This is a genomic window from Nostoc sp. NMS7 (assembly GCF_017115085.1).
Classification (GTDB): domain Bacteria; phylum Cyanobacteriota; class Cyanobacteriia; order Cyanobacteriales; family Nostocaceae; genus Nostoc.
In genome coordinates, this window is record NZ_JABXKJ010000077.1 from 49,906 (window position 1) to 73,903 (window position 23,998).

General features: G+C 40.5%; 25 protein-coding genes. 14 read left to right on the plus strand and 11 right to left on the minus strand.

The features are described from left to right. Nucleotides 1-56: 56 nt before the first annotated feature. From HWQ38_RS07385 to HWQ38_RS07400, 4 genes are all read right to left on the minus strand, one after another. Complete coding sequence (locus tag HWQ38_RS07385; RefSeq protein ID WP_292791791.1) at nt 57-284, minus strand: DUF167 domain-containing protein; 228 nt, start codon at nt 282-284, stop codon at nt 57-59. Nucleotides 285-554: 270 nt separating this feature from the next. Further along, a complete protein-coding gene (locus tag HWQ38_RS07390) occupies nt 555-1,136 on the minus strand; it encodes a retropepsin-like aspartic protease (RefSeq protein ID WP_292791794.1) in 582 nt (193 codons plus the stop codon). Between the two features lie 391 nt (nt 1,137-1,527). Next, nucleotides 1,528-1,674 carry a hypothetical protein gene (locus HWQ38_RS07395; protein ID WP_292791797.1) on the minus strand — a complete coding sequence of 49 codons (147 nt, stop codon included), beginning with the start codon at nt 1,672-1,674 and terminating at the stop codon, nt 1,528-1,530. A 222-nt stretch (nt 1,675-1,896) separates the two neighbouring features. Next, entirely contained in the window at nt 1,897-2,373 is a 477-nt protein-coding gene (locus HWQ38_RS07400; RefSeq protein ID WP_292791800.1) for a macro domain-containing protein, read from the minus strand. A 194-nt stretch (nt 2,374-2,567) separates the two neighbouring features. On the opposite strand from HWQ38_RS07400, the gene HWQ38_RS07405 reads away from it, so the two are divergent. Further along, nucleotides 2,568-2,912 (plus strand): GNAT family N-acetyltransferase, encoded by a 345-nt coding sequence (locus HWQ38_RS07405; protein ID WP_292791803.1) that lies wholly within the window; start codon nt 2,568-2,570, stop codon nt 2,910-2,912. Nucleotides 2,913-2,935: 23 nt separating this feature from the next. Here HWQ38_RS07405 and HWQ38_RS07410 read toward each other — a convergent pair whose 3' ends face one another. Then, nucleotides 2,936-3,607, minus strand: a complete 672-nt coding sequence (locus tag HWQ38_RS07410) for a LuxR C-terminal-related transcriptional regulator (RefSeq protein WP_292791806.1) — start codon at nt 3,605-3,607, stop codon at nt 2,936-2,938. 100 nt (nt 3,608-3,707) lie between these two features. On the opposite strand from HWQ38_RS07410, the gene HWQ38_RS07415 reads away from it, so the two are divergent. Then, nucleotides 3,708-4,364, plus strand: coding sequence for a DUF3386 domain-containing protein (locus HWQ38_RS07415; RefSeq protein WP_292791809.1), 657 nt, complete (start codon nt 3,708-3,710; stop codon nt 4,362-4,364). 36 nt (nt 4,365-4,400) lie between these two features. On the opposite strand, the gene HWQ38_RS07420 is transcribed toward HWQ38_RS07415, so the two are convergent. Next, entirely contained in the window at nt 4,401-4,637 is a 237-nt protein-coding gene (locus HWQ38_RS07420; protein ID WP_292791812.1) for a hypothetical protein, read from the minus strand. Nucleotides 4,638-4,760: 123 nt separating this feature from the next. On the opposite strand from HWQ38_RS07420, the gene HWQ38_RS07425 reads away from it, so the two are divergent. After that, a complete protein-coding gene (locus HWQ38_RS07425; protein ID WP_292791815.1) occupies nt 4,761-5,078 on the plus strand; it encodes a hypothetical protein in 318 nt (105 codons plus the stop codon). After that, on the plus strand, nt 5,075-5,440 hold the full coding sequence (locus tag HWQ38_RS07430) for an aspartyl protease (protein WP_292791817.1): 366 nt from the start codon (nt 5,075-5,077) through the stop codon (nt 5,438-5,440). Before HWQ38_RS07425 ends, HWQ38_RS07430 begins: the two co-directional genes overlap by 4 nt. A 466-nt stretch (nt 5,441-5,906) precedes the next feature. On the opposite strand, the gene HWQ38_RS07435 is transcribed toward HWQ38_RS07430, so the two are convergent. The 3 genes from HWQ38_RS07435 to HWQ38_RS07445 form a co-directional block, all read right to left on the minus strand. Continuing rightward, a complete protein-coding gene (locus HWQ38_RS07435) occupies nt 5,907-6,845 on the minus strand; it encodes an extracellular solute-binding protein (protein ID WP_292791820.1) in 939 nt (312 codons plus the stop codon). 515 nt (nt 6,846-7,360) lie between these two features. Then, entirely contained in the window at nt 7,361-8,038 is a 678-nt protein-coding gene (locus tag HWQ38_RS07440; protein ID WP_292791823.1) for a hypothetical protein, read from the minus strand. A gap of 474 nt (nt 8,039-8,512) precedes the next feature. Next, nucleotides 8,513-8,890: a hypothetical protein gene (locus tag HWQ38_RS07445; RefSeq protein WP_292791826.1), complete on the minus strand. Its 378-nt coding sequence runs from the start codon at nt 8,888-8,890 to the stop codon at nt 8,513-8,515. Between the two features lie 129 nt (nt 8,891-9,019). On the opposite strand from HWQ38_RS07445, the gene HWQ38_RS07450 reads away from it, so the two are divergent. After that, the gene (locus HWQ38_RS07450) at nt 9,020-9,208 is read left to right on the plus strand and encodes a hypothetical protein (RefSeq protein ID WP_292791829.1); all 189 of its coding nucleotides are present in this window, start codon (nt 9,020-9,022) and stop codon (nt 9,206-9,208) included. Between the two features lie 49 nt (nt 9,209-9,257). Here the strand turns inward: HWQ38_RS07450 and tmk are convergent, their stop codons facing one another. Then, complete coding sequence (gene tmk, locus HWQ38_RS07455; protein WP_292791832.1) at nt 9,258-9,920, minus strand: dTMP kinase; 663 nt, start codon at nt 9,918-9,920, stop codon at nt 9,258-9,260. A gap of 153 nt (nt 9,921-10,073) precedes the next feature. Here tmk and HWQ38_RS07460 point away from each other — a divergent pair, with 153 nt between their 5' ends. The 3 genes from HWQ38_RS07460 (at nt 10,074) to HWQ38_RS07470 (ending at nt 17,065) form a co-directional block, all read left to right on the plus strand. Next, the gene (locus HWQ38_RS07460) at nt 10,074-12,884 is read left to right on the plus strand and encodes an ATP-binding protein (RefSeq protein WP_292791834.1); all 2,811 of its coding nucleotides are present in this window, start codon (nt 10,074-10,076) and stop codon (nt 12,882-12,884) included. A gap of 92 nt (nt 12,885-12,976) precedes the next feature. Then, on the plus strand, nt 12,977-14,821 hold the full coding sequence (locus tag HWQ38_RS07465) for an ABC transporter substrate-binding protein (protein ID WP_292791837.1): 1,845 nt from the start codon (nt 12,977-12,979) through the stop codon (nt 14,819-14,821). A gap of 129 nt (nt 14,822-14,950) precedes the next feature. Next, nucleotides 14,951-17,065, plus strand: coding sequence for a hydantoinase/oxoprolinase family protein (locus tag HWQ38_RS07470; protein WP_292791840.1), 2,115 nt, complete (start codon nt 14,951-14,953; stop codon nt 17,063-17,065). A gap of 7 nt (nt 17,066-17,072) precedes the next feature. On the opposite strand, the gene HWQ38_RS07475 is transcribed toward HWQ38_RS07470, so the two are convergent. Next, nucleotides 17,073-17,840: an SDR family oxidoreductase gene (locus tag HWQ38_RS07475; RefSeq protein WP_292791843.1), complete on the minus strand. Its 768-nt coding sequence runs from the start codon at nt 17,838-17,840 to the stop codon at nt 17,073-17,075. Between the two features lie 372 nt (nt 17,841-18,212). Between HWQ38_RS07475 and HWQ38_RS07480 the strand changes: the two genes are divergently transcribed. The 6 genes from HWQ38_RS07480 (at nt 18,213) to HWQ38_RS07505 (ending at nt 23,836) form a co-directional block, all read left to right on the plus strand. Next, nucleotides 18,213-18,755: a dual specificity protein phosphatase family protein gene (locus HWQ38_RS07480; RefSeq protein WP_292791868.1), complete on the plus strand. Its 543-nt coding sequence runs from the start codon at nt 18,213-18,215 to the stop codon at nt 18,753-18,755. A gap of 318 nt (nt 18,756-19,073) precedes the next feature. Continuing rightward, nucleotides 19,074-20,624 (plus strand): hydantoinase B/oxoprolinase family protein, encoded by a 1,551-nt coding sequence (locus HWQ38_RS07485; RefSeq protein ID WP_292791846.1) that lies wholly within the window; start codon nt 19,074-19,076, stop codon nt 20,622-20,624. 7 nt (nt 20,625-20,631) lie between these two features. Beyond that, nucleotides 20,632-20,883, plus strand: a complete 252-nt coding sequence (locus HWQ38_RS07490; RefSeq protein WP_292791849.1) for a hypothetical protein — start codon at nt 20,632-20,634, stop codon at nt 20,881-20,883. A gap of 251 nt (nt 20,884-21,134) precedes the next feature. Then, on the plus strand, nt 21,135-21,524 hold the full coding sequence (locus HWQ38_RS07495) for a hypothetical protein (protein ID WP_292791854.1): 390 nt from the start codon (nt 21,135-21,137) through the stop codon (nt 21,522-21,524). Nucleotides 21,525-21,809: 285 nt separating this feature from the next. Then, on the plus strand, nt 21,810-22,751 hold the full coding sequence (locus HWQ38_RS07500) for a DNA polymerase III subunit delta' (RefSeq protein ID WP_292791871.1): 942 nt from the start codon (nt 21,810-21,812) through the stop codon (nt 22,749-22,751). A 464-nt stretch (nt 22,752-23,215) separates the two neighbouring features. Further along, the gene (locus HWQ38_RS07505) at nt 23,216-23,836 is read left to right on the plus strand and encodes a hypothetical protein (protein ID WP_292791857.1); all 621 of its coding nucleotides are present in this window, start codon (nt 23,216-23,218) and stop codon (nt 23,834-23,836) included. Nucleotides 23,837-23,998: the final 162 nt, after the last annotated feature.

Consider the following 23,998-nt stretch of genomic DNA (forward strand, 5'->3'; position numbering starts at 1 on the left):
TACGGCGTTAGTATTTCATTGATTTTAAATGGATGGTTTATTTACGCCGCCTTGTACTAGATATTTGTATCAATTTCGATTAGCTTTTGCCGGGAGGATAAACCTAACTTAATTCTAATATGAGATTTGGTTACATCAAATTTCTCTGCTAGTAGTTTAATTAACTCTTCATTCGCCTTACCATCAACTGGGGGTGATTTTAAATACACAGTTAGACTGCCATCGGGTTGTTCTTCAATCTTTTGCTGTTTTGAATTGGGTTTAACCTTGACTTTTTTTTGCATCACCTATTCACTCTAAAAATGATCAGAATCCGAAGTTGACAATTACTCCGCTAAAGAATAAGAATTAAATAACATATAATTTATGTCCCTGGCTTACCTCACCCTCACTCCCTCTCCGATATATTGGAGAGGGAAGCTAGAAACAGAATGAAGTTTTGCATTTTATTTAATCCACGTTCCTAAGTAGTAATTTTCTGGGGTTTATCCTCATAATTTTGGACTTATTTTTAGATACCAAAATGTAGGATACTACGTTTTTAAGTGCAAAGATTAGCGGGGATGAAATTCGACCTCTTTCTCTAGAATTTTAATATCATAGTTGCCAAAGAAATCATGGCCCAGTAAGCCGATACTTGCTTTTGGTGCGATCGCCACCTGAAGATTATTGGCTATAACTCCACCTACTGCAATAGATTTTACCTTACTGGTTGGGAATTCTACTTGGCTACCATCGGCAATTTGGGCTTGCATTGTACCTGTAGTCTGGAGTTTAAGTGTATTCGCCATACTTTGAGTGATAATGGTTCCACTAGCACCTGTATCTACAATCATTTCAAAGGTTTTTTTGTCGTTGAACGTGACATCAATCACAGGAGTTCCACCAAAGCGGCGTTTGACTGGGACTCGAAAAACTTTATTGTCTGAAGGTGGGGCTATATTACCACAAAGCCTTGTCAATCTAATGGTTTGACCAGAAGAAGTTACCATGTAACATACTCCTGGATCGTCAGCTGTTGCCCGATGAGAGAATGCTAAAAATACCAGCGTCGGCATTAGTGCCGTAGCTACGCCCGTCGTAGACATTGCAACTAGATTAACGGTCGCAATCCAACGCCTCCAGGCATTCTTCATGTTATATTGCTCTCCAATTTTACTGAGATTTTTTAATAAGTAAATTATTCATAATCAATAGCTAAATTGGTGCTAAAAGCCCGAATTCCTAAAATAAAAACGCCATGTTTGTTAACCTGTATTACAATAAATATTCAAATACATTGCATTTTGAAGGTGATAATTTTTATCTATCTCTTACATCTAAGTCATTTACACAATTTTTATCTTTTAAACTTAGTTAGTGAGTTGTTATTTAGGTGTCTTCATAAAATAAAATCGGATCTGAATCAATACATCTTACCTAGAATTACTAATTGATAAATTAAAGATTAGGTAAAGAGATGATAAAACTACTTAGATCAGATTAAATCTGGCATCCTCAGAAGTTAAATAAGAGAAACTTGTGAGCTTATTCAAGGGTTGCTGCTGCATATACAACAGTTGCGATCGCATTTTTAACAGCAATATCTCTTTGTTCAAATATGACATTTTCACCATTAGTACACCCAGCAACTACACCGCAAATAGCTGCTGCAAAATTATCCACTCCTGCCATTTTAAATAGTGTGCTGCATTCTGTCTCAGCGTTTACGTATCATAAAGTTGAGATTAGCGATCGCCCCAGCATTATAATACGTTAGGACGTTTTTTAAACTTTACCCAAATCTCCTCCTTCCCATATCTGAAGTTGTCTTTCGGCTGCAACTATGCAATTGAGATGCTTGGGTGGGTAAAGAAAATGATCATAGGCTAATGCCATCTGTCTAGCAGCTTCAGTCTATGGCACTCGTCCTATTCCTGTACCCAATCCAGGACAGGCAATAGTATTAATTTTTTGCTCGGCGTGTTGGTTATGGTGGCGAACTGCCAGCAGCATCGCCCACATCGCTACATAAGGAATATCTGTTCCAGCAATAATCATCGGAACTCGCATAGTAGGTGTATGAGCCAAAAAAGGATGCTTGTGATGACCTGTTTCCACAATCATTGATGTTCCCACAAGCTGTTCACCCAAATAATCTTCAAGAATGCGCCCCTGGACTCTTGCCATTAAGGAACAACCGAAAAAACGGATAATTGCCGCATCTATGCCACCATCCATCATCCCGAAAGAGTTAGCAGGGCTGACCATACAATCAAAATCTGGCAACCACTCGAAATAGTTATTCACTATTTCTACATTTGGTAAGTAGTTAAAATGCTGTTGAAAGGCTGCACATAACAAAGAGTCGGGAGCTACCAATATCAATTTCAAGCTTTTATTTCCTCCGCTTGAATACCTATTTTAGGTGTCAGCTAGGGCAAACATCAACTGTTTCTGCTATATCTTCAGCCTGTAACTTCTTTATACTACGGTAATACTACAAAATATTACTCTTTAGGCGGTGGCTGTTTGTCGCTTAAACAAAAGGAAATTTACAGATGTGAGGACAAACACAAACAAGCAGTTTGCGTCCAGCTTGCCGTCGCGTAATTGAAGCACGTCAACCTACGGCTATGCATTGGGTTTTGGTAGCAGGAGAAACTCTAGTTTCCTACTCTGCCTTTAATGCCAGCCTGCCTGATATTGTGCAAATTGGTGGAGTATGGACACCGCCAGCGCTACTGGGTAAAGGCTATGCCAAAAGTGTGGTAGCAGGCTCGTTGTTAGATGCGCGATCGCTCTTAGTAAAACGTGCCATCCTGTTTACAGGTGATAATAACCAAGCAGCACAAGCAGTTTATCGAGGAATTGGCTTTTTGCCTACTGGCCAGAAGTATGGCTTACTCTTATTTGAAGAGACTCAGGCTTGAGAAATATTGGGTTAAAGACAGATTTATGAAACTTGTATATCTTGCAGCTTTGCCACCATTTCCGCACGCGCCGACACCTTCAACTTCCGAAACATCCTTTTCAAAGCTTGTTTGACGGAATTTTGTGTAATCCAAAGTTTTTCTCCAATTTCTGCGTTCGTTAAGCCCTGCGCTACCAAGTCGGCAATTTCTAACTCACGCGCTGTTAGAGGGCATACTAAAAGGGAATTGGATGTTTTTGGTTTTGTCCGTAGAGTCGCCATCTTTGCTGACAAATGAATACATAAGGCGCTCAAGTCAGCTAAATCGTTGCCATTAAAAGCCGGATTTCCCTTGTCGCGGGCTAAGTTAAACGTTCCCACAAGACGACCATTACAAACAATTGGCCCAGTCATTACGTGTTCGTGATCTGAACGTGAGCAAAAATGCTTCCAGTCTCCTGGTGATAATAATAACTGCTCATGGGCGGGAGCATGACGCTCAACCACGTAACGCCCGACTGGATTGCTTTCTAAGCATACTGCCGGAATACTCTGAAGATCAATCTCAGTGCTTGGCTGCTCATCTAAGAAATAAATACCCCAATTTTGCACGCCAAAATGCTCACCAATTTTATCCGCGAGAGCTAGTCTTAATTCTTGCTCATTTTGGACATTAGCGATCGCATCAAATACGGTGTGGAGAGAATTAGCCATAAGTGTACCCAGTTGGGGACTATCCTAGCCTCAACAATTACTTCTATGCTAATACCAAGGAAACTAAAACGCTAATTACAGTAGCGACTAGGAGAAGCACATGACAGTTACACAACTTTCTGCTCAGGAACTTTTCCGGGCTGCTTATGAGAATCGCTATACTTGGGAGAAGAATTTCCCCGGTTATACCGCAAATATTACCTTTAAGCATGATGATCAAGTGTTTACAGGCAAAGTTATCATCAATGCCAATCTCAAAGCGGAAGTTTTGGATGTAGATGACGAGTCAGCCAAGCAAGCAATTCATGGTCAAGCATGGGAGATAGCAATTCATCGTATCCGCCGCAGCTTTGAAGACACCCACAGCGCCAATACGTTTAGCTATGGTAAAACTGACGAAACTGGTGCAGTTGAGCTTTTAATGGGTGGTAAGGCTGAGGGCGATAAATACAAAGTCCGCAATAATGAAGTCTGCCATGTTCACCGTCTAATCCACGGTACTTTTGTGACAATTGACACCTTTAGCAGTCACGACACTGGCGAAGGTTACTTGTCCCATACCTATGACTCTGTGTACCATGACCCCAAAACTGGGGAACAAAAGGGCGGTAGAAGCGAATTTATCGATGAATATGAAAAAGTTGGTGACTATTTCATCCTAAATCGTCGGGAGATTCGCACCGAGACAGCAGGACAAGTATCTATTCAGGAATTTGTCTTCTCTGACATCAAACTGTTGGAACCTGTTGCTGCTTAAGCTGTATTCTGGATTATAAATAAAAGCGATCGCTCTTTAGTTGAAGGGAGCGATCGCTTTTATTTTTTGACGTTTGGAGTTTTGAACACCAACTTCCGAGTTCTGAACACCAACTTCCGAGTTCCGAACACCAACTTCCGAGTTCTGAACACCAACTTCCGAGTTCTGAACACCAACTTCCGAGTTCCGAACACCAACTTCCGAGTTCCGAACACCAACTTCCGAGAAAAAAGCTCGGCGTTTCCAGTTCTGAGGTAGAATAATGAGCTTCAAAAGGCGAGAATCAAAAATCACACTACTGCAACTGAGTGTAAAGGTGACTAACAAAGGCGATCGCTTCAGATATAATCAACATATAAAAAGTAAACCCCTACTATTTAGCAGATAGTAAACAAAATGACACAACTATCTTCTAATCACACACCGCGTCGAGGAAGAGTATTTCCAGAACGTCAATTATCACCTGAAGAAAAAGCACGACGCAAAGCTGAGGATGAGTTATTTTATCAGCGTTGTCGAGTAGTATTTAACAGAGTTCAACCAGAGTTCATCAAAGAACACTACGACTGGTTTATAGTTATTGAGCCTGATAGTGGAGAGTATTTTATAGATGCAAATGAGGATGTTGCTAGACAAAAGGCTCGTGAAAAATTTGGTGATACTTTGCGTCTCATGATGCGAATCAATGAGACTGGAGCCTGCGGCAAAATATGATTTTCGGAGAGTTTAACAGTAAAGGCGAGTTAATTTTTGAAATTGGTTTGATAGCTGCTGATGGTGAGATTATCCCAGTACAGGCGCTACTAGATACAGGATTTACTGGCACTCTAGCAATTGATAATCAAGATGCTCTCTCGTTGGGATGGTTACGGGAAAGTCAGAGAGAAGATATGCGGACGGCGCAGGGAGAAGCACAATTTAACTTGTATCAGGGAGCTATACTTTTAGATGAAGAAGAGTTCATGATTTCAGCGTTGGGTGGAGATGAACTGCAAGACATTCTTTTGGGTGTGCGTTGGTTACAGACAAAACGACTAGTGGCAGATTTTACCGCAGGAGTGTTGACCTTTGGGTAAAGGCGATCGCTTCAGATATAATCAACATATAAAAAGTAAACTCCTACTATTTAGCAGATAGTAAACTAACGCCTGTAGAGTTGCAAAAAAATTGTCGGTTGGGGAGCCACTGCGTTGCGCGGGTTTCCCGCGTTGTAGCAAGTGGCGTTGGAGGCTTTGCGTAACCCAACATCCTGATAATCAGTTGGGTTGCGCTCCGCTCCACCCAACCTACGTCTAATGCACTATTTTAGCCTAGGAGTCCACTACCCACTACGTGCATTTCAAAAATCAAATACTAGTCCTATATTTAGCAGATAGTAAACTAACGCCTATAGAGTTACGGGTAAAAAAACTGATATTTTCGGTTTGAAAACTGCGGTGTCTGTTACTACTATAAATAAACTCTAAAATGAGATTACAAATGATTGTTGGCAGCGATAATCATTTCCCTATCGCTGCAATTTTGATTCAGTTTATCTAAGATTTAAACTTGTATCTTTTGCTTTGGCTCTGCCAATTTTTTCTTAAGTGCTAAACCCATAGCCGCAGTTAGTAATAGTCCGCAAACATAGTTGGGTTCGGGTACTGATTTGGTGGGGCTAGTAAATCCATACTTATGCAAAATTTCCTGTCCTTTGTCTGACAAAATATAATCTGCTAGTTTCTGTGCATTCGGGTCAGCATTTTTGATAACTGTTAAATCAAATGGCGCTGCAACAGACAAATAATCTGGTAGCCGGACTACTTGCAGACTCGGATCAATTTTTTGCGATGCGATCGCGCCAGTATAGTAAGTTAAGAAAACATCAGCTTGCTGAGTCTTGTCTAGAAAATACACTAAGCTATCCTGTCCTGATGGGACTATTGGGGAATTCGTTCCACCTGTTAATCGCAAAGCTTTATTATTGAGGGTATCAAAACTACCAGGGGTTTTGGAATTAGCTTGAGTAAATATCTGTTGAGTGTAGTCTCCAAGAGGATCTGATATAGGTGTTGAAGTTCCTAACTTGACCTTGGGATTTAGTAAGTAATCTAACACCTGACTTGGTGTAATTTTTGCCTGGGAATACTTTGAGGAAAACACCGCTACAACCTGGTTTTGAGTAAATTCCACTGGCTGACTGCTCAACCCCTTAATGTATAGTTTTTGGGGATTTCCAATATCTGCACTAGCAAAGACATCAGCAGTCGGCTGTCCAAGTTGGAGTTCTGTTTCTATTGCTTGCTCTCTAATCCCTGATGGCCCAAATACTGTATTTGTTCCTATTCCTGTTTCTTGGGTGAAGTCTTGGCTTACTTCCGTTAGTGCATTTCTTAAACTACCTGCTCCATATAAGTTGAGAGTAGCGGCAAAAGCTTGATTTGGTATCAGAACACTAAAGGCACAAGCTGCCAAAGAACCTGTCAAAAAATATTTTTTCATCTGTTTGCTAAAATCTCCAAATTTTCGGGTATTTTCTCCTCAAGGTTAAAATTACCAATTAAATTGGTAAAATGTCAATTACTTTATATAGACAAATCTTGGCTTTGTTACAATACAGTTCGGTTAAGAAAGTTATCAGTTGAGGCAAGCAGGAGGAGCAGTTCTTGAGCAGGGAGATAAAGAATTATTGCTCAACGAAAATCGGCGGGAATCCCATCCCAACAAGAGGAGTGTCCGGGATAGCCGCCCGCCTTTCCATTGTCATTAGTTATTAGTCATTGGTAATAATGACTAATGACTAATAACTAATGACTTGAAATCCCCCGGCTTCAAGCCGGGGGATGAGTTAATAACTCTTTTTCCTCTCCTGCTTATCCGAACCGTATTGGGCTTTATTAATTATTGAAGACATGGTGGGCGTAAAACTTGCTTTTCGCCAGTCACACTCAAGAGATTTACAAATGCTCCAGAAGTTATTGCTGATAGTTTTGAGACTGACAATCTTAGCCTCTACATCAGAAATATTTTGGTTTCAAAGGAGAAGCAGGAGCGGATAATATGAGGATATTTCTCACATTACTAACGTAACGACCTCCAGCTTTGTCACCTGGAACTACTAAACGAGCAAATCCTTCATCTATTAAAGGCACAACTGTACCATCACTAGCTTTTTTTGCGTATGCAACTAGCACTGTTTTCCCTTCAAAGTTAGGTTGAATTTCACCAATAGCTACGACTGCACCATAGCAATCTGTGGCTTCAGCTAGCACATATTGCCTCAGAAAAGAGTTTTTAGAATTCAAACCAGAATTACCAAGTTTGAGACCACCTCCAGCTTTCGGATTATTAATCAATTCCCATAGGGGGACTCCATAGTATGTTTCGGTTTGTGGCCCTGAGCCGGTTTGAAAGCTGACAGTGATTTCAGTAACTAATGCTGGATTTTGTTTTTTTAAAGCATCTCGCAAATTTTTCAGGTTTTGCAAGTTATATGTGGTTGGATTATTGAGTTCTCCACCCAAGCGAAAACTTGGCGAAAAACCTCCAAGACACTTATTTTTATCCGAAAGAGATGCTATTTTTTCTACTTTTTGCAACGGAAGACTACTTCTTGAGTCAGCTAAAGTAGGCTGCCATAAAACCAGTATCGATAGTATTAAAGACGCAATCGGTATCGTGCGGGTAAAACGCATAAAACATTTCTCCGTTTACTATTGAATATTGAAAAAATTAGATAGTTTTGCTCAAAGCTGTTTGCTCACCAAAAATTAGTCTCGTTATCGCCAAAAATGAGCAAGTTGACAATAAATTGTGTTAGATAAAAATCAAAACGGTTCTATCGTTAAACTTTCAACTCCTTACCAGACGATACAAAATAGCTAGTTTTCAATATGTGTTATTAAAAACTAATGAATCTTTACGCCAAACTTAGCCGCAAACCTCTTGTTAGATTTACGTCTTTCAAAATGGATAAGTGTATCTGTGTAATCTACTGAAGATAATACCAACTTATTGAGAAATTACCAAATAATATGGTAATCAAACGCCAACAAAATTAATTTTTATTTCGGCAATGCCTACGGCAGTCGCTTTAGGTATATAGGATATAAAAAAGTCCCGCAGCTTTAGGTTGCCGGGGACTAGGTGCGTTCGGCTCGTAAATTGATTTACTGATTTAGCAGTCCGATCGCCATCTCAAGGTGCATCTTAGCTTTGTGCAAGTTCAGTAGACTCTCTTGGTCGTATCGGTCAGGATAGCTCATAGCCTTGCCCTCCATCGTTAGCTTAATCAGGGCTGCTTGCTCATCAGTGGGGGAGTTCATCTCATCTACCACCCCTGTGAGGAATTGAATAACACTGAAGCCTGACGATTTTAACCCTCTTCCTTGCCTTAATTGAGAGAGTGCTATCTGTGGGAATGCCATCAAGGTAACAATCCAACTAGTCTTGTACCCTCCATTCCCGGTAGGCTTTAATCCGTAACGCCTACACAAGTCTCTCAATTCAGCAGTGGTTTTGATTTCGAGTTCTGACCTTGTGAACATAAAATAGAATTAGCCATTTGTAAAAGTGGTATCGGTGGTGAACTGTTTTGACAGACTGGTGTCACCACTGATACAACACTCTAATTATTTGTATACAAATAATTCAAGCTTTATTTACATTTCTCAATAATGCCTAACCCTAAAGGAAGTCCAGAGAATTTAGAGCCGATACAACCAAAGGGTGAGGAACCTATGACTGCTTCTATTAGCTTTAGATGCACTGAAAAAATGAAGGAAGAGGTAAAAACACAAGACGACCCTCCTGAGTTTTGCAGAGAAGCGATTCAAAAAGCACTGGATGAGAAAAAAGGGAAGTAGTAAAAAGTTGTTGGAGTTTAGTGCAACAACTTTTAGATTTATTTTTCCTCTACGTCGCCAAGTGCAAGCGATGGTCGCTTTGCGAACCGCCGAAGGCATCGCACAAAATTCTTTGAATCATTTGTTGTACAATTTCTTTACTCAAACTGCCATCTACGCGAACAATTCGTGAGGGATGGGATATTGCTAAATGTGCGTATCCTTCTTGAACGCGCCGATGAAAAGCGATTGTCTCCTGTTCAATCCGGTCTAGTCCAAATTTGCTGTCTAGTTTGCGGGATAGTCCCACCTCGACATCGACATCTAACCAAATAGTTAGGTCACTCTCTAAACCACCAGTAGCAATATAATTAAGCTGATTGATTAAACTCATGTTCAGACCGCGACCATATCCTTGGTAGGCAATGGTAGAGTCAGTGTAGCGATCGCATAAAATATATTTCCCGGCGGCGAGATTTGGTTTGAGTTCTTGTTCAACGTGTTGCGATCGGTCAGCAGCATACAACAAAAGTTCTGTCACTTGTGCAACTGGCTTATCTTCTGCCTTCTCTAATAGCAAGCGGCGAAGGTGTAAGCCTAACTCCGTTCCTCCTGGTTCACGAGTTACCACCACAGAAACGCCCAGACTTTCCAACCACTCAGAACAAAGCTGTATTTGGCTGGTTTTACCACAGCCTTCTACCCCTTCAAATACAATTAATTTGCCACCCATGCTTTTTTGTGTGCGCTGCAATAAACTTGTTCGCTGACGTTTGATTAAGAATAGCGCGAAGGTTTTAGATATAAGGTCTTTGTTCAGAACATTAAGGAAATGGGAACTCTATTAATAAGCTTAATTAGAGTATCCCACCCAGCACTGCCAATCATGTCCCATCCTGCTGATCCCACTTTGGGACAATCTTCTTACCCTCGCTTGACTAGAAGCCTGAGTGCTGTTGAAAGTTGGGGCTTCGGTTTGACAGCCCATATTTCCTGGACAGCATTAGTTCCAGCAATTCATGCAGCTCTGGGTCCCCAAGCTATTTTTGTCTGGATACCTGCGGTAATTTTGGGAATGCTGCTCAACTATCAGGTAAAACGCTTGGGTATGCATTTTATGAATGTGGCTGGAGGAACACCTAACTATGCTACCAAGCTGCTGCAAAACTACCCCGGACTAGCTCGTTATGCAGCAATTGGATACCTCCTTAACTGGGTTTCCTACTTAGCAGTTAATACGATCGTACTCAGAGATTTAATTAAAGTGAATTTGGAGGCGCTGGGTATTGCCTGTCCAGAAATATTTCTGGATATTGGCTTTACACTGTTGCCGTTTATCGTGGCGTTTAGTGGAACTCGCGCCCTGAGTATTTTACATTTATTTTTTGTAATTCCAGCCTTTGGACTGCTAATTACCTTCTGTATGCAAGGTCTTGGCTGGTTAGCTTTCTCTGCTGATAGTCCTGGGTTTTTTCCTAGCAATTGGTCATCTTTGGGCTTCGTGGATTGGGCAAAGTGGTTCTTTTTCGTCACCTATGCAACCTACAGTTGTGAAACCGCTTCTTCCTTTGTCGCTGATAGCCGCCACCCCACGCAGACGCTACGCTTTCTAGACATTGCGGCTTGGATGATGCCACCGATCTTTTTAGGGGGGTCTTGGGTAATGATGCGGTTAGCAACAGATCCAAACCTCAAAGACAATGCTTTTATGAATCTGGTGGCGGCTTCCCAGCCCTTTTGGGGAAAATCAGCTGCTGTAAGTGTTTCCTTTTTGCTAGTAGCTGCAAGTCTTTTAGGTTCGGCAACGGTCGTTTCTAATTGCCCGCGAATTTTGTATCAGCTGGCCTTAGATAAGCACATTTCACCAGTATTTTCTGTTGTGTCACGCCGGGGTGTGTTTGTTCCAGCATTGACCTTGACACTGCTGTTGTGCCTAATCTATCTGATTTGGGGAGATGTAGCGCGAATCGTGGCTGTTGGTAACATCGGTTGGTTTGTCTCCTTTATGTTATTCCATTTAGGGCTTTGGCTGCGGCGCGATCGCCCGGAAGTTTTGTTCCCTCGCATATCTCTGGGCATTCTGCTATTAGAAGTTGTGGTGCTGTTGGTGGGCGGACTTGCCTGGGGTTGGCTCAACTTCCTAATTGGGTTATTATTTCCCATTGGTGTCATGGGAATAGATGCAGTAATTCGCCGCGTGTCCTTCCCTCCATTCCATCGCAGTTGGTGGATGCGGCGATATCGCACGCGCCCTGTGGTAATTATCAAGGACTCAGTAGTTCTCCAGGTGCTCATCCTGATTTTTTTACTGTGCAGCGCATTGGGAATTGGCTGGTTATTTGGTGTCAAACTTAATAAAGTTGCAACTGCGGCGGATGAAAATCTATTTGTGGTGCTGCTAATGAGTGTGGCATTTGTGGGAGTAGCGATCGCCTGTTGGACAACTTTACCACAAGTGGTGGCGATCGCAGAAGCACGAGAGGCTGCCGAACATCTGTTTACTGTCGCCCAAGATGGTATTTTAGTCGTAGATGATCAAGGTATTATCCGACAGGCTAACCCAGCCACCGAATCTTTCTTTGGTGTCAACCCCTCTGAGTTGCTGGGAAATCACCTCAATAAATGGCTACCCGCATTAATCTACTATCCAGACCAGTGGAGAAAGCGCAGCGAACAAACCCTACTCTGCAATCGGAAAAACAGAACCCTGGAAGTTTCCATCTCAGACCGACGCCATCAGGACTTTCAGGAGTATGTTGTCATTCTCCACGACATTACCCAGCGCAAACAAGCAGAAGAGATATTGCGACACTCTGAAGCACAATTGCGCCAAGAGGCAAAGCAGCTAGCATCTCAACTGGTGCAGAGTGAAAAAATGTCCAGTTTAGGGCAGTTGGTAGCAGGTGTAGCGCACGAAATCAACAACCCAGTTAGCTTTATCTATGGCAATATCACTTTTGCCAATCAATATATCCAAGATGTACTTAGTTTGTTGCAATTATACCAGCAAAACTATCCTAATCCAGTAACTGAAATTCAAGAAAAAACAGAAGCCATCGACTTAAATTTCCTGATTGCAGACTTGCCAAACTTGCTAATTTCTATGACAATTGGTGCTGAAAGAATCACAGAAATCGTCTTATCTCTACGAAACTTTTCCCGCTTAGATGAAGCCGAGATGAAAGCTGTGAATATCCATGAGGGTATCGATAGTACGTTGATGATTCTGGAACATCGGCTCAAGCCTAAATCTGACTATCTAGCAATTGAGGTGATCAAAGACTACGGCGACCTACCATTAGTCGGATGTTATGTCGGACAACTGAATCAGGTATTTATGAATCTTCTGGCAAATGCGATTGATGCTTTAGAAGAGGGAGTGGAAAATCGTGAATGGGGAGTAGGGGAAAAAGCGCTTCCTACTCCCCAGATACGCATTCATACTAAACTCACTAGCGAAAATCAGGTAGTTATTCGCATTGCTGATAATGGTCTAGGCATTCCAGAAGATGTACAAAAACACTTGTTTGAACCATTCTTTACCACTAAACCAGTTGGTAAAGGTACGGGATTAGGTTTATCTATTAGTTATCAGATTATCACCCAAAAACATCAGGGAACATTACAATGTATTTCTGCTCCAGGAGAAGGTACAGAATTTGTAATTGTAATTCCGCTAAATCAGCAAGCTATCTAATTGTCAACATAAATAGAAATTAGTTCGACACCCATAGGATCACCTAAGTTAGTAATTAGACTATCATTTTTAAAAAAGGATGATAGATAATTATGGTGTGTCAAAACTGTCAACAGGTTATAGAACAGCTAAATATTGATATTGACCTTTTCTTTCAGAAATTAGAGACAGCTTCAAATAGAAGGCAAATCAGTGAAATTGACAAGGAAATCATTTGTCAATCTCTATTAGGACACTCTCGACAACATCTAGCTAAAATCTTCAATTTATCTGACCAACAGATTAGAGATAGGCTGAGTAATAATATTTATCCTAGAATAGCAGAACTGATGCAAATTGACCAAGAACAAATAGCTGGGAAGTGGGTTAAGCTGCTGAATTTATTACTTCATCCTAATAACGGATATAAATTGCAGACTGCTCCTCAATTAAACAATGATAACTTTCAAGGTAGTTTTGGCAGACAAATTTTTCTTTCTCCCCCAAATCAAGATATTGTTGAGTTACAAATCCAAGCCAATAAATTTTATCAGCAAGGACTTTATTATCAAGCATTAAAGTGCTTTATTTGGGCTTGGAAAAAAGAAATAGAAATTTATGGTACAGGGAATCCAGAAGTTTTAATTTATATTAATAACAGCTTAATTGAATATAAACAATCTGTTTTAAAAGAGAAAAAAATTCATATTTATACTTTGGCTGTAGTTGTGCCATTTTATCATAATCAAGGTAATGTTGCATCGGAAATTTTACGAGGTATTGCTCAAATTCAACTCCAAATAAATCTTCAAAGCTTTGAGAGAATTTCACTAGGAAAAGAGATAAATTTAGATGACATAAAACCCGAAAAAATTTTTACTCTAAATAATACAGATAGTCCGATATCCTTGAAAATTCTAATTGTCAATGATCCTAATAATTTATATGCACCATATAGCCAAACAGCAGAGAATTTAGCCAACTTAGCGCCACAATTAAACCTGATCTCTATCATTGGTCATTATTCAAGTGAAATGACTAAAAAGGCACTAAATTTATATTCTCAAAATGGACTAATTTTAGTAAACTCTAGTAGTACATCTAATGAACTTTCTCATTTATCTGGGGGTGAAAGCTTATCCTTTTTTAGACTGACTACTCAAGATAGCATAAATGCTACACAGTTAGCTCATTACTTGACAGAAAGATTATCCGGTAAGAATCATAAAAAAGTAGCTATTATTTATAATAAAAATAGTAGTTATAGCACTTCATACAGAAATACTATCAAAAAATGTCTAGAGCAATATAGTGAACAGCTTATTTTTCTAAAAGAATGTAGTTATATTAGCGAGAAATATTATCAGATTCAAGCTTATTTAGAAGATATTAAACAAAATGGCGTTGATATTATTATCATAATTCCTGATGGAGGAATTGAACCTAATTCCCTCGATAATGCTGGACTGATTAGTAGATTAAAAATCAATAACTGTCTAATAGCTGGTTCAGCAACTTTTTACCATGAGAATGTTTTACATTGGATTCATGAGCAAAGTCACTATAATTTGGTAAATCAAAATGAGTGTCAAATTATAGCTTGTGTTCCTTGGCATTGGCACAGTAAAACAAATGGGTGCAATAGTGAAAATCAACTAGGGCGAAAGTTTTGTCAACTAGGCACTCAATTATGGGGAGAAGAAAACTTAACATGGCGTAGTGCAACAGCTTTCGACTCAGTGTTAATAATTCTGAGAATTTTAGAGCAATTTGACATTTCAGATAGTCAATCTTTACTAATATACATGAATAAATATTTCAAAGAAGACAAAAAACAAGTGAAAGGAGTTACAGGAATTATCCAATTTGAACAAAATGGCGATCGCATCAATCCTCCAGCAGAAATAGTAGCCGTAAAATGGAATGCACAACAGTCTAAATGGCAGTGGACAATTTAAGATTTATGTTTCCCACTTAATTGACTATATCTAAGATTCCACATCTCTAGAAAAATATTCCACACCTGAAGTAGAAAGACTTTATAACCCATTGTTATGCTACCTGTATAGCGTTGAGTAAACAGAAGAATGTTAAAGGTTTTTGCCGATCGCGGTGGTACATTCACAGATATTGTTGCTGTTACTAATAATCAAGCAATTATAGACAGACTATCAATACATCCTGAACGTTTTTTAATTGTGACTCTGCCTCATCAGCAATGGATTATAGTCTACAAACTACTTTCAGAAAATCCCGAACAATATCAAGATGCAGCCATCCAAGGAATTCGGGATATCATGGGTATTTCTGGCAACGAACCCATTCCTACTGAAGCAATAGAAGTAGTAAAAATGGGGACAACAGTAGCAACAAATGCGCTGTTAGAAAGGAAAGGAGACAGGGTTGTACTTCTGATTACTAAAGGCTTTAAAGATGCGCTACGAATTGGCTACCAAAATCGTCCTAACATCTTTGCGCGTCAGATCATTTTACCAACTATGCTTTATGAGCAGGTGATTGAGATTGATGAACGTTATGATGCTAACGGAAATGAATTAATCCCTGTAAATATTAAACTAGTTAAAAGTGACTTAGAAGCAGTTTACAACACAGGAATTCAGAGTTGTGCTATTGTTTTTATGCACAGCGATCGCTACCCTAAGCACGAACAACAAATAGCCCAACTTGCTTTAAAAATCGGGTTTACGCAGATATCCGTATCTCATCAAGTTAGTCCATTAATGAAGTTGGTCAGCCGGGGAGATACAACAGTAGTAGATGCTTATTTAACTCCTATTCTACATCGCTATGTCAACCAAATAGCGACTCAGTTACCCAGAGTTAAATTAATGTTCATGAAATCTGATGGGGGTTTAGTCGCAGCCCAACAATTTCAAGGCAAAGATAGTATTTTAAGTGGCCCTGCTGGCGGGATTGTCGGCGCAGTTCAAACTAGTAAAAGGGCAGGTTTCGAGTTAGTTATTACCTTTGATATGGGAGGGACAAGTACAGATGTCGCGCACTTTAAAGGAGAGTATGAACGACAACTAGATTCCGAAATTGCTGGGGCGCGGATGCGAGTTCCAGTATTAGCAATTAATACCATTGCTGCTGGAGGCGGTTCAATTCTCTTTTTTGATGGTTCTAGTTATCGTGTCGGGCCTAAATCTGCTGGATCAAATCCTGGGCCTGCTTGTTATCGACGTGGAGGACCACTAGCGGTTACTGATGCCAATGTGATGTTAGGCAAAATCCACCCGCAATATTTTCCCTCGGTTTTTGGAATTGATGGCAATTTACCTTTAGATAAAGATACTGTCATTCAGCAATTTACCCAATTAGCCCAAGATATTCAAGCCGCGACATTAAATCATTCTACTCCCGAAGAAGTCGCGGCTGGATTTACCGCGATCGCAGTGGAAAATATGGCGATCGCAATTAAAAAAATCAGTCTGCAACGGGGTTATGATGTCAGCCAATATGTGCTTTGTTGTTTTGGCGGTGCCGGCGGGCAACTTGCTTGTTTAATTGCCGACACCTTGGGAATGAAAAAGATATTTCTCCACCCTTATGCTGGTGTTCTTTCTGCTTATGGAATGGGATTAGCTGATGTCAGAGCGATTAGAGAAGCGGGAGTAGAACAATCTCTCACTCAAGCATTAATTCCTCAATTATACCAGTTAATGGAATATTTAGAAACTCAAGCTAGAAATGAAATCGATCAAGTGTGTAATCAAGTAGAAGTAATCCGAAAAGTTAATTTAAAATATGAGGGAACTAACTCTACATTGACCGTTAATTTTGCTGATCAAGTAGCAGTGATGCGGCAAGAGTTTGAGGCTGAACATAAATCTCGCTATGGTTTCCTTCAATTAGAGAAAACTTTAATTGTTGAATCCGCCTCAGTCGAAGTAATTCAGAAGATGGAGATACCCGAAGAACCTTTAATTATTCGTACTCGCCCTTTAGATAAAACCCCTACATCTATTGAGACAGTAAAAATGTTTAGTAGTGATAGATGGTATGATACCCCTGTTTATCGGCGGGAAGATTTACAACCAGAAGATAGGATTAATGGACCTGCGATCGTTGTCGAAAAAATTAGCACAATTGTAGTTGAACCTAACTGGAACGCCAGATTAACTGAACACAATCATCTGATTTTACAGCGTCTATCAACAGGCTCTAAGAAGCAGAATTGACAAGAGATCAAAAATGGGCAAGGTATCCGCCGTCAACCGCCAAAATCTGACCAGTGACATAGGATGCGGCTGGAGAAGCAAAGAAAACGACAGCACCAGCGATTTCTTCTGGATATCCCCAACGACCAAGGGAGGTTCGTTTTTCCAACCAAGCGGCGATTTCTTTATCGGCAAGCACATCTGCATTGCTCTCAGTCGCGAAAAAACCTGGGGCAACACCATTGACAGTTATTCCAAACATTCCCAGTTCGGCGGCAAGAGCGCGAGTTAGAGCTTCGAGTCCACCCTTAGCAGCAGTATACACAGCATCGCCTGCACCTGCGATCGGTCCAGCGATCGACGTTATGTTGATGATTTTCCCCTCGCCATTCTCAATCATCAGCCGTGCTGCTTCCTGGCACAGATTGAAGGAAGCAATAAGATTCGTATCGATAAGCCGACGCACCGCATCCATTTCAAATTCAAAAAAACCACGGCGATCGCGCATACCAACATTATTGATCAGGATATCCAGATGCCCGTATTTTTCTCGAATTTCATTGAACGCTTTTTTAACGGCTGCTTCATCCGTAATATCTAATTGCAATGGCAAGGCTGATCCGCCAATTGCAGTCACAGATGCAACTGCGCGATTTAGGCTTTCATGATTCCGCCCATTGACAAGAACAAAAGCACCAGCACTTGCGAGTGCTTTGGTGATTTCTAGTCCTAATCCTTGCCCCCCTCCAGTAACTAGGGCGATTTTTCCATCCAATGAAAATCCAAGTGGTGTCACAACGTTTCCTTTGCGGGGTCATGCTTTAACAATTTATCACTCTTGACAAAGGAGTTTGCTGAAAAAGGGTTATATTCTCGTTACTAGGTTCAGTTTAGTAACGACGGTTTAGAGGTTCCGCCTCCTGATTTTTAAAACTGATGCCAAATATAAGTTTTACAAACATTCAACCCTTCTGGCTTCTAATATTTATCAAATCTAAACAAGTAGGAAAAAAAAATGTACACAACATCTCAACCTAATCCCGCCCGCTTAGATATTTTTAAAAATAGCAAGATTAACTGAACCTAATCATTTCATTTTGTAATGTTTATAAACTGCAATAACAGGATTAGGATTAAGCAAGTGTTCAATTATTTTGACAAGAATAGTATGTACAAATTTGCTGCGGCTTGGGAAAACGAGCCGATTGTCTTTGGTTGTGCAAGACCTGGGTACAGCAGTGAGAAGGTTAAACAGTGGATTGAGTTTATGCAGAGTCAAGATATTAAGCACGTCTGCTGTTTACTTCCTCATACTCAGCTAACTCGTTATTCAGATTTGCTTGGAGTCTACCGACAGACATTTGGACTACATCAGGTTTGTTGGGCACCGATTGAAGATTTTCAATTGGCTGATCGTAAAACCCTAATCCAGCAAATTTTGCCATTCTTGGTAGTCGCAAATCAACTAAGCGAGAAAGTACTAGTTCACTGCTCTGGTGGGGTTGGACGTACAGGACATGTCTTAGCTGCCTGGTTAGTTAGTGGACGTGGACTCTCTAACCAAGCAGCGATATCAGCAGTTAGACAAACTGGAAAAAATCCCTATGAAGCTGCAATTGCTGCTGTTTTGAAAGGTCGAAATCCTTGGAAAGTTATTGCAGAACTAAACGCACTTCTGGATGATTGCCGTCGTGCTAGTAATTTAACGTGAGTTCGACAAACCTCTCCCTGCCTTGAACTTTAGTTCAAGCCTGTCCCTCTCCAGTTCAAAGAAGGACAGGTTTTGCGTGGTAAAGGTTTTTGTCTTAAGTTATTTAAGAATGAACGCAATCAGCAATTGCGTAGGCGTAGCTAGCCGTAAGCATCGCCGAAACAACAAATCAGGTCCCCGAAATAACAATGGCAGTCTTAATTGCCTATACCTATTTGCCTACAAAACCCTCACTTCATATGTACCTCAAACACTTACCTGCTGTTTTTTAGTTTGTCAAACTCACGTTAATTTAATCTAAATAAATAGGATTCAAAAATGTATACAACATCTCAACCCGATCCCGTCCGCTTGGAAATATTCAAAAATCTCTATCAATTTATCGCCGAACAAATGGGAATTGTGTTACAAAACACGGCCACATCGGTAAATATCAAAGAGAGGCTAGATTTTTCCTGTGCTATTTTTGACTCATCAGGATTATTAGTAGCAAATGCTCCGCACATTCCTGTACATTTAGGCTCAATGAGTGAAAGTGTCCGCAGTTTAATTAACGATAAAGGCGACACCTTAAAACCGGGAAATGTGTATTTATCTAATAATCCCTATAATGGCGGAACACATCTTCCTGATGTAACTGCAATTACTCCTGTTTTTGACGGAGATAAAAAACAAGTTATTTTCTACGTTGCTTCTCGTGGACATCAAGCCGATATCGGTGGAATTACTCCTGGTTCAATGCCTCCTCACAGTACCACAGTAGAAGAGGAAGGAATTATTTTTGATAATTTTCTCTTAGTTGAAGAGGTAAATTTTCGAGAACCCGCAGTAAGACAGCACCTTTCAAATCATACTTATCCTGCTCGTAATCCTGACCAAAATATCGCTGATTTCAAAGCACAAATTGCTGCAAATGAAAGGGGAGTTCAAGAACTTCGTAAAATGGTTTCTGAATACGGACTTGAGACTGTCCAAGCTTATATGAAATTTGTACAAGCTAATGCAGAGGAGTCGGTGAGAAAGGCTATCAATCTTCTCAAGGATGGCTCATTTATTTATAAAATGGATAATGGGGCAATCATCCAAGTAAAAGTTACGATTCACCAAGAAACTCACAGTGCTACTATTGATTTTACTGGAACTTCTGAGCAACTCAATAGTAATTTTAATGCTCCTAAAGCTGTAACTCAAGCAGCAGTCTTATATGTCTTTCGGACTTTAGTTGATGATCATATTCCTCTGAATGCTGGCTGTCTTAATCCTCTAGAAATTATTATACCCGTCGGCTGTATGCTGAATCCAATTTATCCAGCAGCAGTAGTAGCGGGTAATGTAGAAACTTCTCAAACGATTGTTGATGCTTTATATGGCGCTTTGGGTATTATGGCTGCTTCTCAAGGAACGATGAATAATTTTACTTTTGGTAATCAGCAATATCAATATTATGAAACTATCTGCGGCGGCTCTGGCGCAGGAATTGATTTTGATGGAACTGATGGTGTTCATTCTCACATGACTAACTCGCGTTTGACCGATCCAGAAATTTTAGAAACCCGTTATCCTATACTTTTAGAAAGCTTTAGTCTCCGTCCCGATAGCGGTGGTAAAGGAAAATATTCCGGTGGTAATGGAGTTATCCGCCGCATCAAGTTTCTAGAACCCATGACAGCTAATATTCTCTCTAGTCATCGAGTTGTCCCTCCCTTTGGATTAAATGGTGGGGAGGCGGGAATTGTCGGATGCAACTGGATACAACGTCACAATGGAATTGAAGAGAATTTAGACAGCACCGCAACAGTAGAGATGAAACCTGGGGATGTTTTTGTGATAGAAACGCCTGGAGGAGGTGGATTTGGTAAAGTCTCCTAAGCTGTAAATGCGATGCGGTTTTTTCTATATAGTTCCACCTCTGAGCCTCATCACTCAAGCTTTGAACTCGGAACGCCGAGCTTTTTTCTCGGAACTTCAAGCTTTGAACTCGGAACGCCAAGCTTTTTTATCGGAACTTCAAGCTTTGAACTCGGAACGCCGAGCTTTTTTATCGGAACTTCAAGCTTTGAACTCGGAACGCCGAGCATTTTTCTCGAAACTTCAAGATTTGAACTCGGAACGCCGAGCTTTTTTCTGAATACGTCGAGTTAGGAGGCTGGGAAATCTAAACTTTGCCAAAAATAGAATCACTATTTCATTCAAGCAATCTCTTCTGTGTCTGGACTTAACGGAGTCTCCATTGCTCTTTGTGTCGCTCAATGATCTCACCCTTTTGGGTGAGTCATATATCAACCGATCAGATGACCTGAATGAAGGAAGCTGAGATTAATAATAAAGAGGAATCTATTACTAAAGAACACCGATCACATTTTACCTAAGAATAAGCTGATGAAAGTTGTTACCTTAATAAATTCTGCACTTATTTTTGCTTCGATTACTCTTGTACCTGGAATCGTTAGCGCTCAAACACCCACTAGCAACAGCAAGCAAATAGCTATTAACTCTAACAATTTATCCAGTCACTCTACTTCTGTTAGTTACCTCCAACCTTTCAATCTAGTTAATTTTGCTTATCAGGGAGGTCTGAAGCAACACGGGATTCCTAGTGGAGAAACGCTAGTATTTCAAACTCAGAATAGGAATATTATTGCAAAAGATTTGGTGAAGGCTGCTGTTAATGCAGATAAATTACCATCACAAGCTTTAAACGATCAAAATTATCTAACTGCTGTTAATTTCCAACTCAACGCATTGCCTAGTTATGCTGCTGCTGATTGATTTGGTTTCTCTTATATCTTTTGAGAAAGCTAAATTTCTCAGCATACTATATTCGTGCGCTTGTTACCAAATATAAATAAAACCCTTTTATATACAAATCGTAGGTTGGGTTGAGGAACGTAGCAAGCTCCCGCAGGGTAAGCCAACATTTTCAGTGGTTTGTTGGGTTTCACTTTCTTCAACCCAACCAAGGCAGTTTATGGTTTTTGAGGCTAACCCAAAAGTATTGTACTATATTCGTAGCCCTCTGTTTTCAGATTATTGTTTTGGCGAAGGTACTGAACTATTAACCCATTTGCACCAGTAGTAGGACAACAGCAAGCCATAGAATTACTCACTCAGGCTGTCAGACAAAACCGGGTTGCTCCAGCCTATCTATTTGTGGGGCCAGATGGTGTAGGAAGGAGTTTAGCAGCCAGGTGTTTTGTGGAATTGCTATTTTCTAGTGGGATGGAAGTTACTGCATCTTTACAAAACCGTTTGCGTCAAGGCAACCATCCAGCTTTGTTATGGGTGCAACCAACGTACCAATACCAGGGACAACGATTAACAGCAGCAGAAGCCGCGGAGAAAGGAGTTAAGCGTAAGGCACCACCTGTAATTCGCCTAGAGCAAATTCGGGAAATTACCGAGTTTCTCAGTCGGCCACCCTTGGAAGCACCGAGGAATGTGATAGTGCTGGAAGAAGCCCAAACAATGGCAGAAGCCGCAGCGAATGCTTTACTTAAAACTTTGGAAGAACCGGGACAGGCGACGTTAATTTTAATTGCACCTACACCTGAGTCTGTGTTGCCAACTTTGGTATCACGCTGTCAACGCATTCCTTTTTATCGTTTAGATGCACAGTCTTTAGCTGTTGTACTCACACAAACTGGTCATCAGGAGATTTTGCCAAATCAGGCAGTATTGAGTATAGCAGCTGGCAGTGTGGGGAGTGCGATCGCATCTTACGAGCAATTACAAGTTATTCCCCCTGAGTTACTCGAAGATTTGAAAAAAGCCCCTGCTTCCTACCGCAAAGCCTTAGAGTTAGCCAAAAAAATTGATAAAGATTTAGATACAGAAGCACAACTCTGGTTAGTTGATTATCTTCAGCAATTCTACTGGCAGGAGTGGCATCAACCCAGCATAATTAACCAGCTAGAACAAACTCGAAAATACTTACTTGCTTACGCTCAACCACGGCTAGTTTGGGAATGTCTGCTTTTATCTGTATACCAAAAATAAAATCGCATTCAAAACTTTTTAGCAACATTAAATGATATTACTTACAGCAGTTTTCATGTATTTCAACCACATCTCTGGTAGGGGCACAGCAATGCTCATTGGTATCAACTTAAGTTAGAAACAGCCTCTCTCATAGCTTTGTCACCCGCCTGGGAATGAATTCATTTGGCTTTTAGCTCAAGTCTACTGAAGTAGACTAAGGATTTGGAGAGCTATTTAGTCATCTTCAGATGACTTTTGCTATGAGCAAGGAACTTCAGTTCCTTGCGGGACATGGGTTTTACGTTAAGTTGACACGTATAAGCTTTTTCTGTGCCCCTACCGCGTGGTCTATTTACCTAAAAATCGCCCCAAGACATAGGGATTTGGTCAATTGTTAAAGCTTCATGGCAAACAAAAGTCTTATGGGGGATGACTAATAAAGATTGTCCGATTATTCTTTTTGAAGATTGTACCCCTGACTTATGATCAACTTACCGCAGACGATTCCAGTTCTTCTTTTTGGAGCTAGCTTGCCTGTGCTTTCTCCTCAACTTTGTGCTGCTTTCGCCATTCAAGAGGTAGCTAGCCTTACGCAAGCATCAAGCGATTTTCCAGTGGTCAAATCAGCAGGACTATCCCCCGATATGGATGTGCCTTGGTCGAAACCCGTGAGAATCGTTGACCCTTTTGAAGGGGAGTTTCTTGGGGTTTTTGACCGCAATTCTTTAGGTGGCCATTTGTTCCATGAGGATTCAGAGCAAGTTATTAGTTTGTGGACTCCTTCCAACATTCGAGTACTCGTAACAGTAAATTTCGAGCAAGCAAGGTCTTCTTTTTACACCGCAGGTCGTGTGTATCCCAGACCTGACTATCGTAGGTTTGTCACTACCAAGAAAGTGGATAAACTTTTGCTTAAAGTTAGGCAAAAGGTTTTTAAATTAGACGGTTCAACTGGCACGTTTGCTGTCAGTCAAGAATTAGCCACTGCTTTGAAAAATGCTCCAAATGAGAACTTAGACACCAGACTAGTCTTGGAAGGAGGTCAAAGTGTTGATAGCGAAATTGGCAAAGAGACGGTTAAAGCTTGGCGAAAGATTTATTAAACGATGTCTTTGATGGGCTACTTCTTGTACCTTTTTAACCCAACTATTATCTATTATTAAGAAAGGAGGAAATCTCTCCTCTTTCATCAGTAATTTATCTAGAAAAAGTATCCGCTCAATAAGTTGCGGTAAGCAAAAATTATTAGCGATTGTTGAATCAAT

Excerpts from the sequence above, each read along its gene's own strand:
- HWQ38_RS07435 (WP_292791820.1), bottom strand. The coding sequence starts at position 6,845 with ATGAAAAAATATTTTTTGACAGGTTCTTTGGCAGCTTGTGCCTTTAGT.
- HWQ38_RS07385 (WP_292791791.1), bottom strand. The coding sequence starts at position 284 with ATGCAAAAAAAAGTCAAGGTTAAACCCAATTCAAAACAGCAAAAGATT.
- HWQ38_RS07410 (WP_292791806.1), bottom strand. The coding sequence starts at position 3,607 with ATGGCTAATTCTCTCCACACCGTATTTGATGCGATCGCTAATGTCCAA.
- HWQ38_RS07425 (WP_292791815.1), top strand. The coding sequence starts at position 4,761 with ATGACACAACTATCTTCTAATCACACACCGCGTCGAGGAAGAGTATTT.
- HWQ38_RS07460 (WP_292791834.1), top strand. The coding sequence starts at position 10,074 with ATGTCCCATCCTGCTGATCCCACTTTGGGACAATCTTCTTACCCTCGC.
- HWQ38_RS07465 (WP_292791837.1), top strand. The coding sequence starts at position 12,977 with ATGGTGTGTCAAAACTGTCAACAGGTTATAGAACAGCTAAATATTGAT.
- HWQ38_RS07450 (WP_292791829.1), top strand. The coding sequence starts at position 9,020 with ATGCCTAACCCTAAAGGAAGTCCAGAGAATTTAGAGCCGATACAACCA.
- tmk (WP_292791832.1), bottom strand. The coding sequence starts at position 9,920 with ATGGGTGGCAAATTAATTGTATTTGAAGGGGTAGAAGGCTGTGGTAAA.
- HWQ38_RS07480 (WP_292791868.1), top strand. The coding sequence starts at position 18,213 with ATGTACAAATTTGCTGCGGCTTGGGAAAACGAGCCGATTGTCTTTGGT.
- HWQ38_RS07440 (WP_292791823.1), bottom strand. The coding sequence starts at position 8,038 with ATGCGTTTTACCCGCACGATACCGATTGCGTCTTTAATACTATCGATA.
- HWQ38_RS07445 (WP_292791826.1), bottom strand. The coding sequence starts at position 8,890 with ATGTTCACAAGGTCAGAACTCGAAATCAAAACCACTGCTGAATTGAGA.
- HWQ38_RS07490 (WP_292791849.1), top strand. The coding sequence starts at position 20,632 with ATGCGATGCGGTTTTTTCTATATAGTTCCACCTCTGAGCCTCATCACT.
- HWQ38_RS07505 (WP_292791857.1), top strand. The coding sequence starts at position 23,216 with ATGATCAACTTACCGCAGACGATTCCAGTTCTTCTTTTTGGAGCTAGC.
- HWQ38_RS07485 (WP_292791846.1), top strand. The coding sequence starts at position 19,074 with ATGTATACAACATCTCAACCCGATCCCGTCCGCTTGGAAATATTCAAA.
- HWQ38_RS07470 (WP_292791840.1), top strand. The coding sequence starts at position 14,951 with ATGTTAAAGGTTTTTGCCGATCGCGGTGGTACATTCACAGATATTGTT.
- HWQ38_RS07415 (WP_292791809.1), top strand. The coding sequence starts at position 3,708 with ATGACAGTTACACAACTTTCTGCTCAGGAACTTTTCCGGGCTGCTTAT.
- HWQ38_RS07430 (WP_292791817.1), top strand. The coding sequence starts at position 5,075 with ATGATTTTCGGAGAGTTTAACAGTAAAGGCGAGTTAATTTTTGAAATT.
- HWQ38_RS07495 (WP_292791854.1), top strand. The coding sequence starts at position 21,135 with ATGAAAGTTGTTACCTTAATAAATTCTGCACTTATTTTTGCTTCGATT.
- HWQ38_RS07390 (WP_292791794.1), bottom strand. The coding sequence starts at position 1,136 with ATGAAGAATGCCTGGAGGCGTTGGATTGCGACCGTTAATCTAGTTGCA.
- HWQ38_RS07395 (WP_292791797.1), bottom strand. The coding sequence starts at position 1,674 with ATGGCAGGAGTGGATAATTTTGCAGCAGCTATTTGCGGTGTAGTTGCT.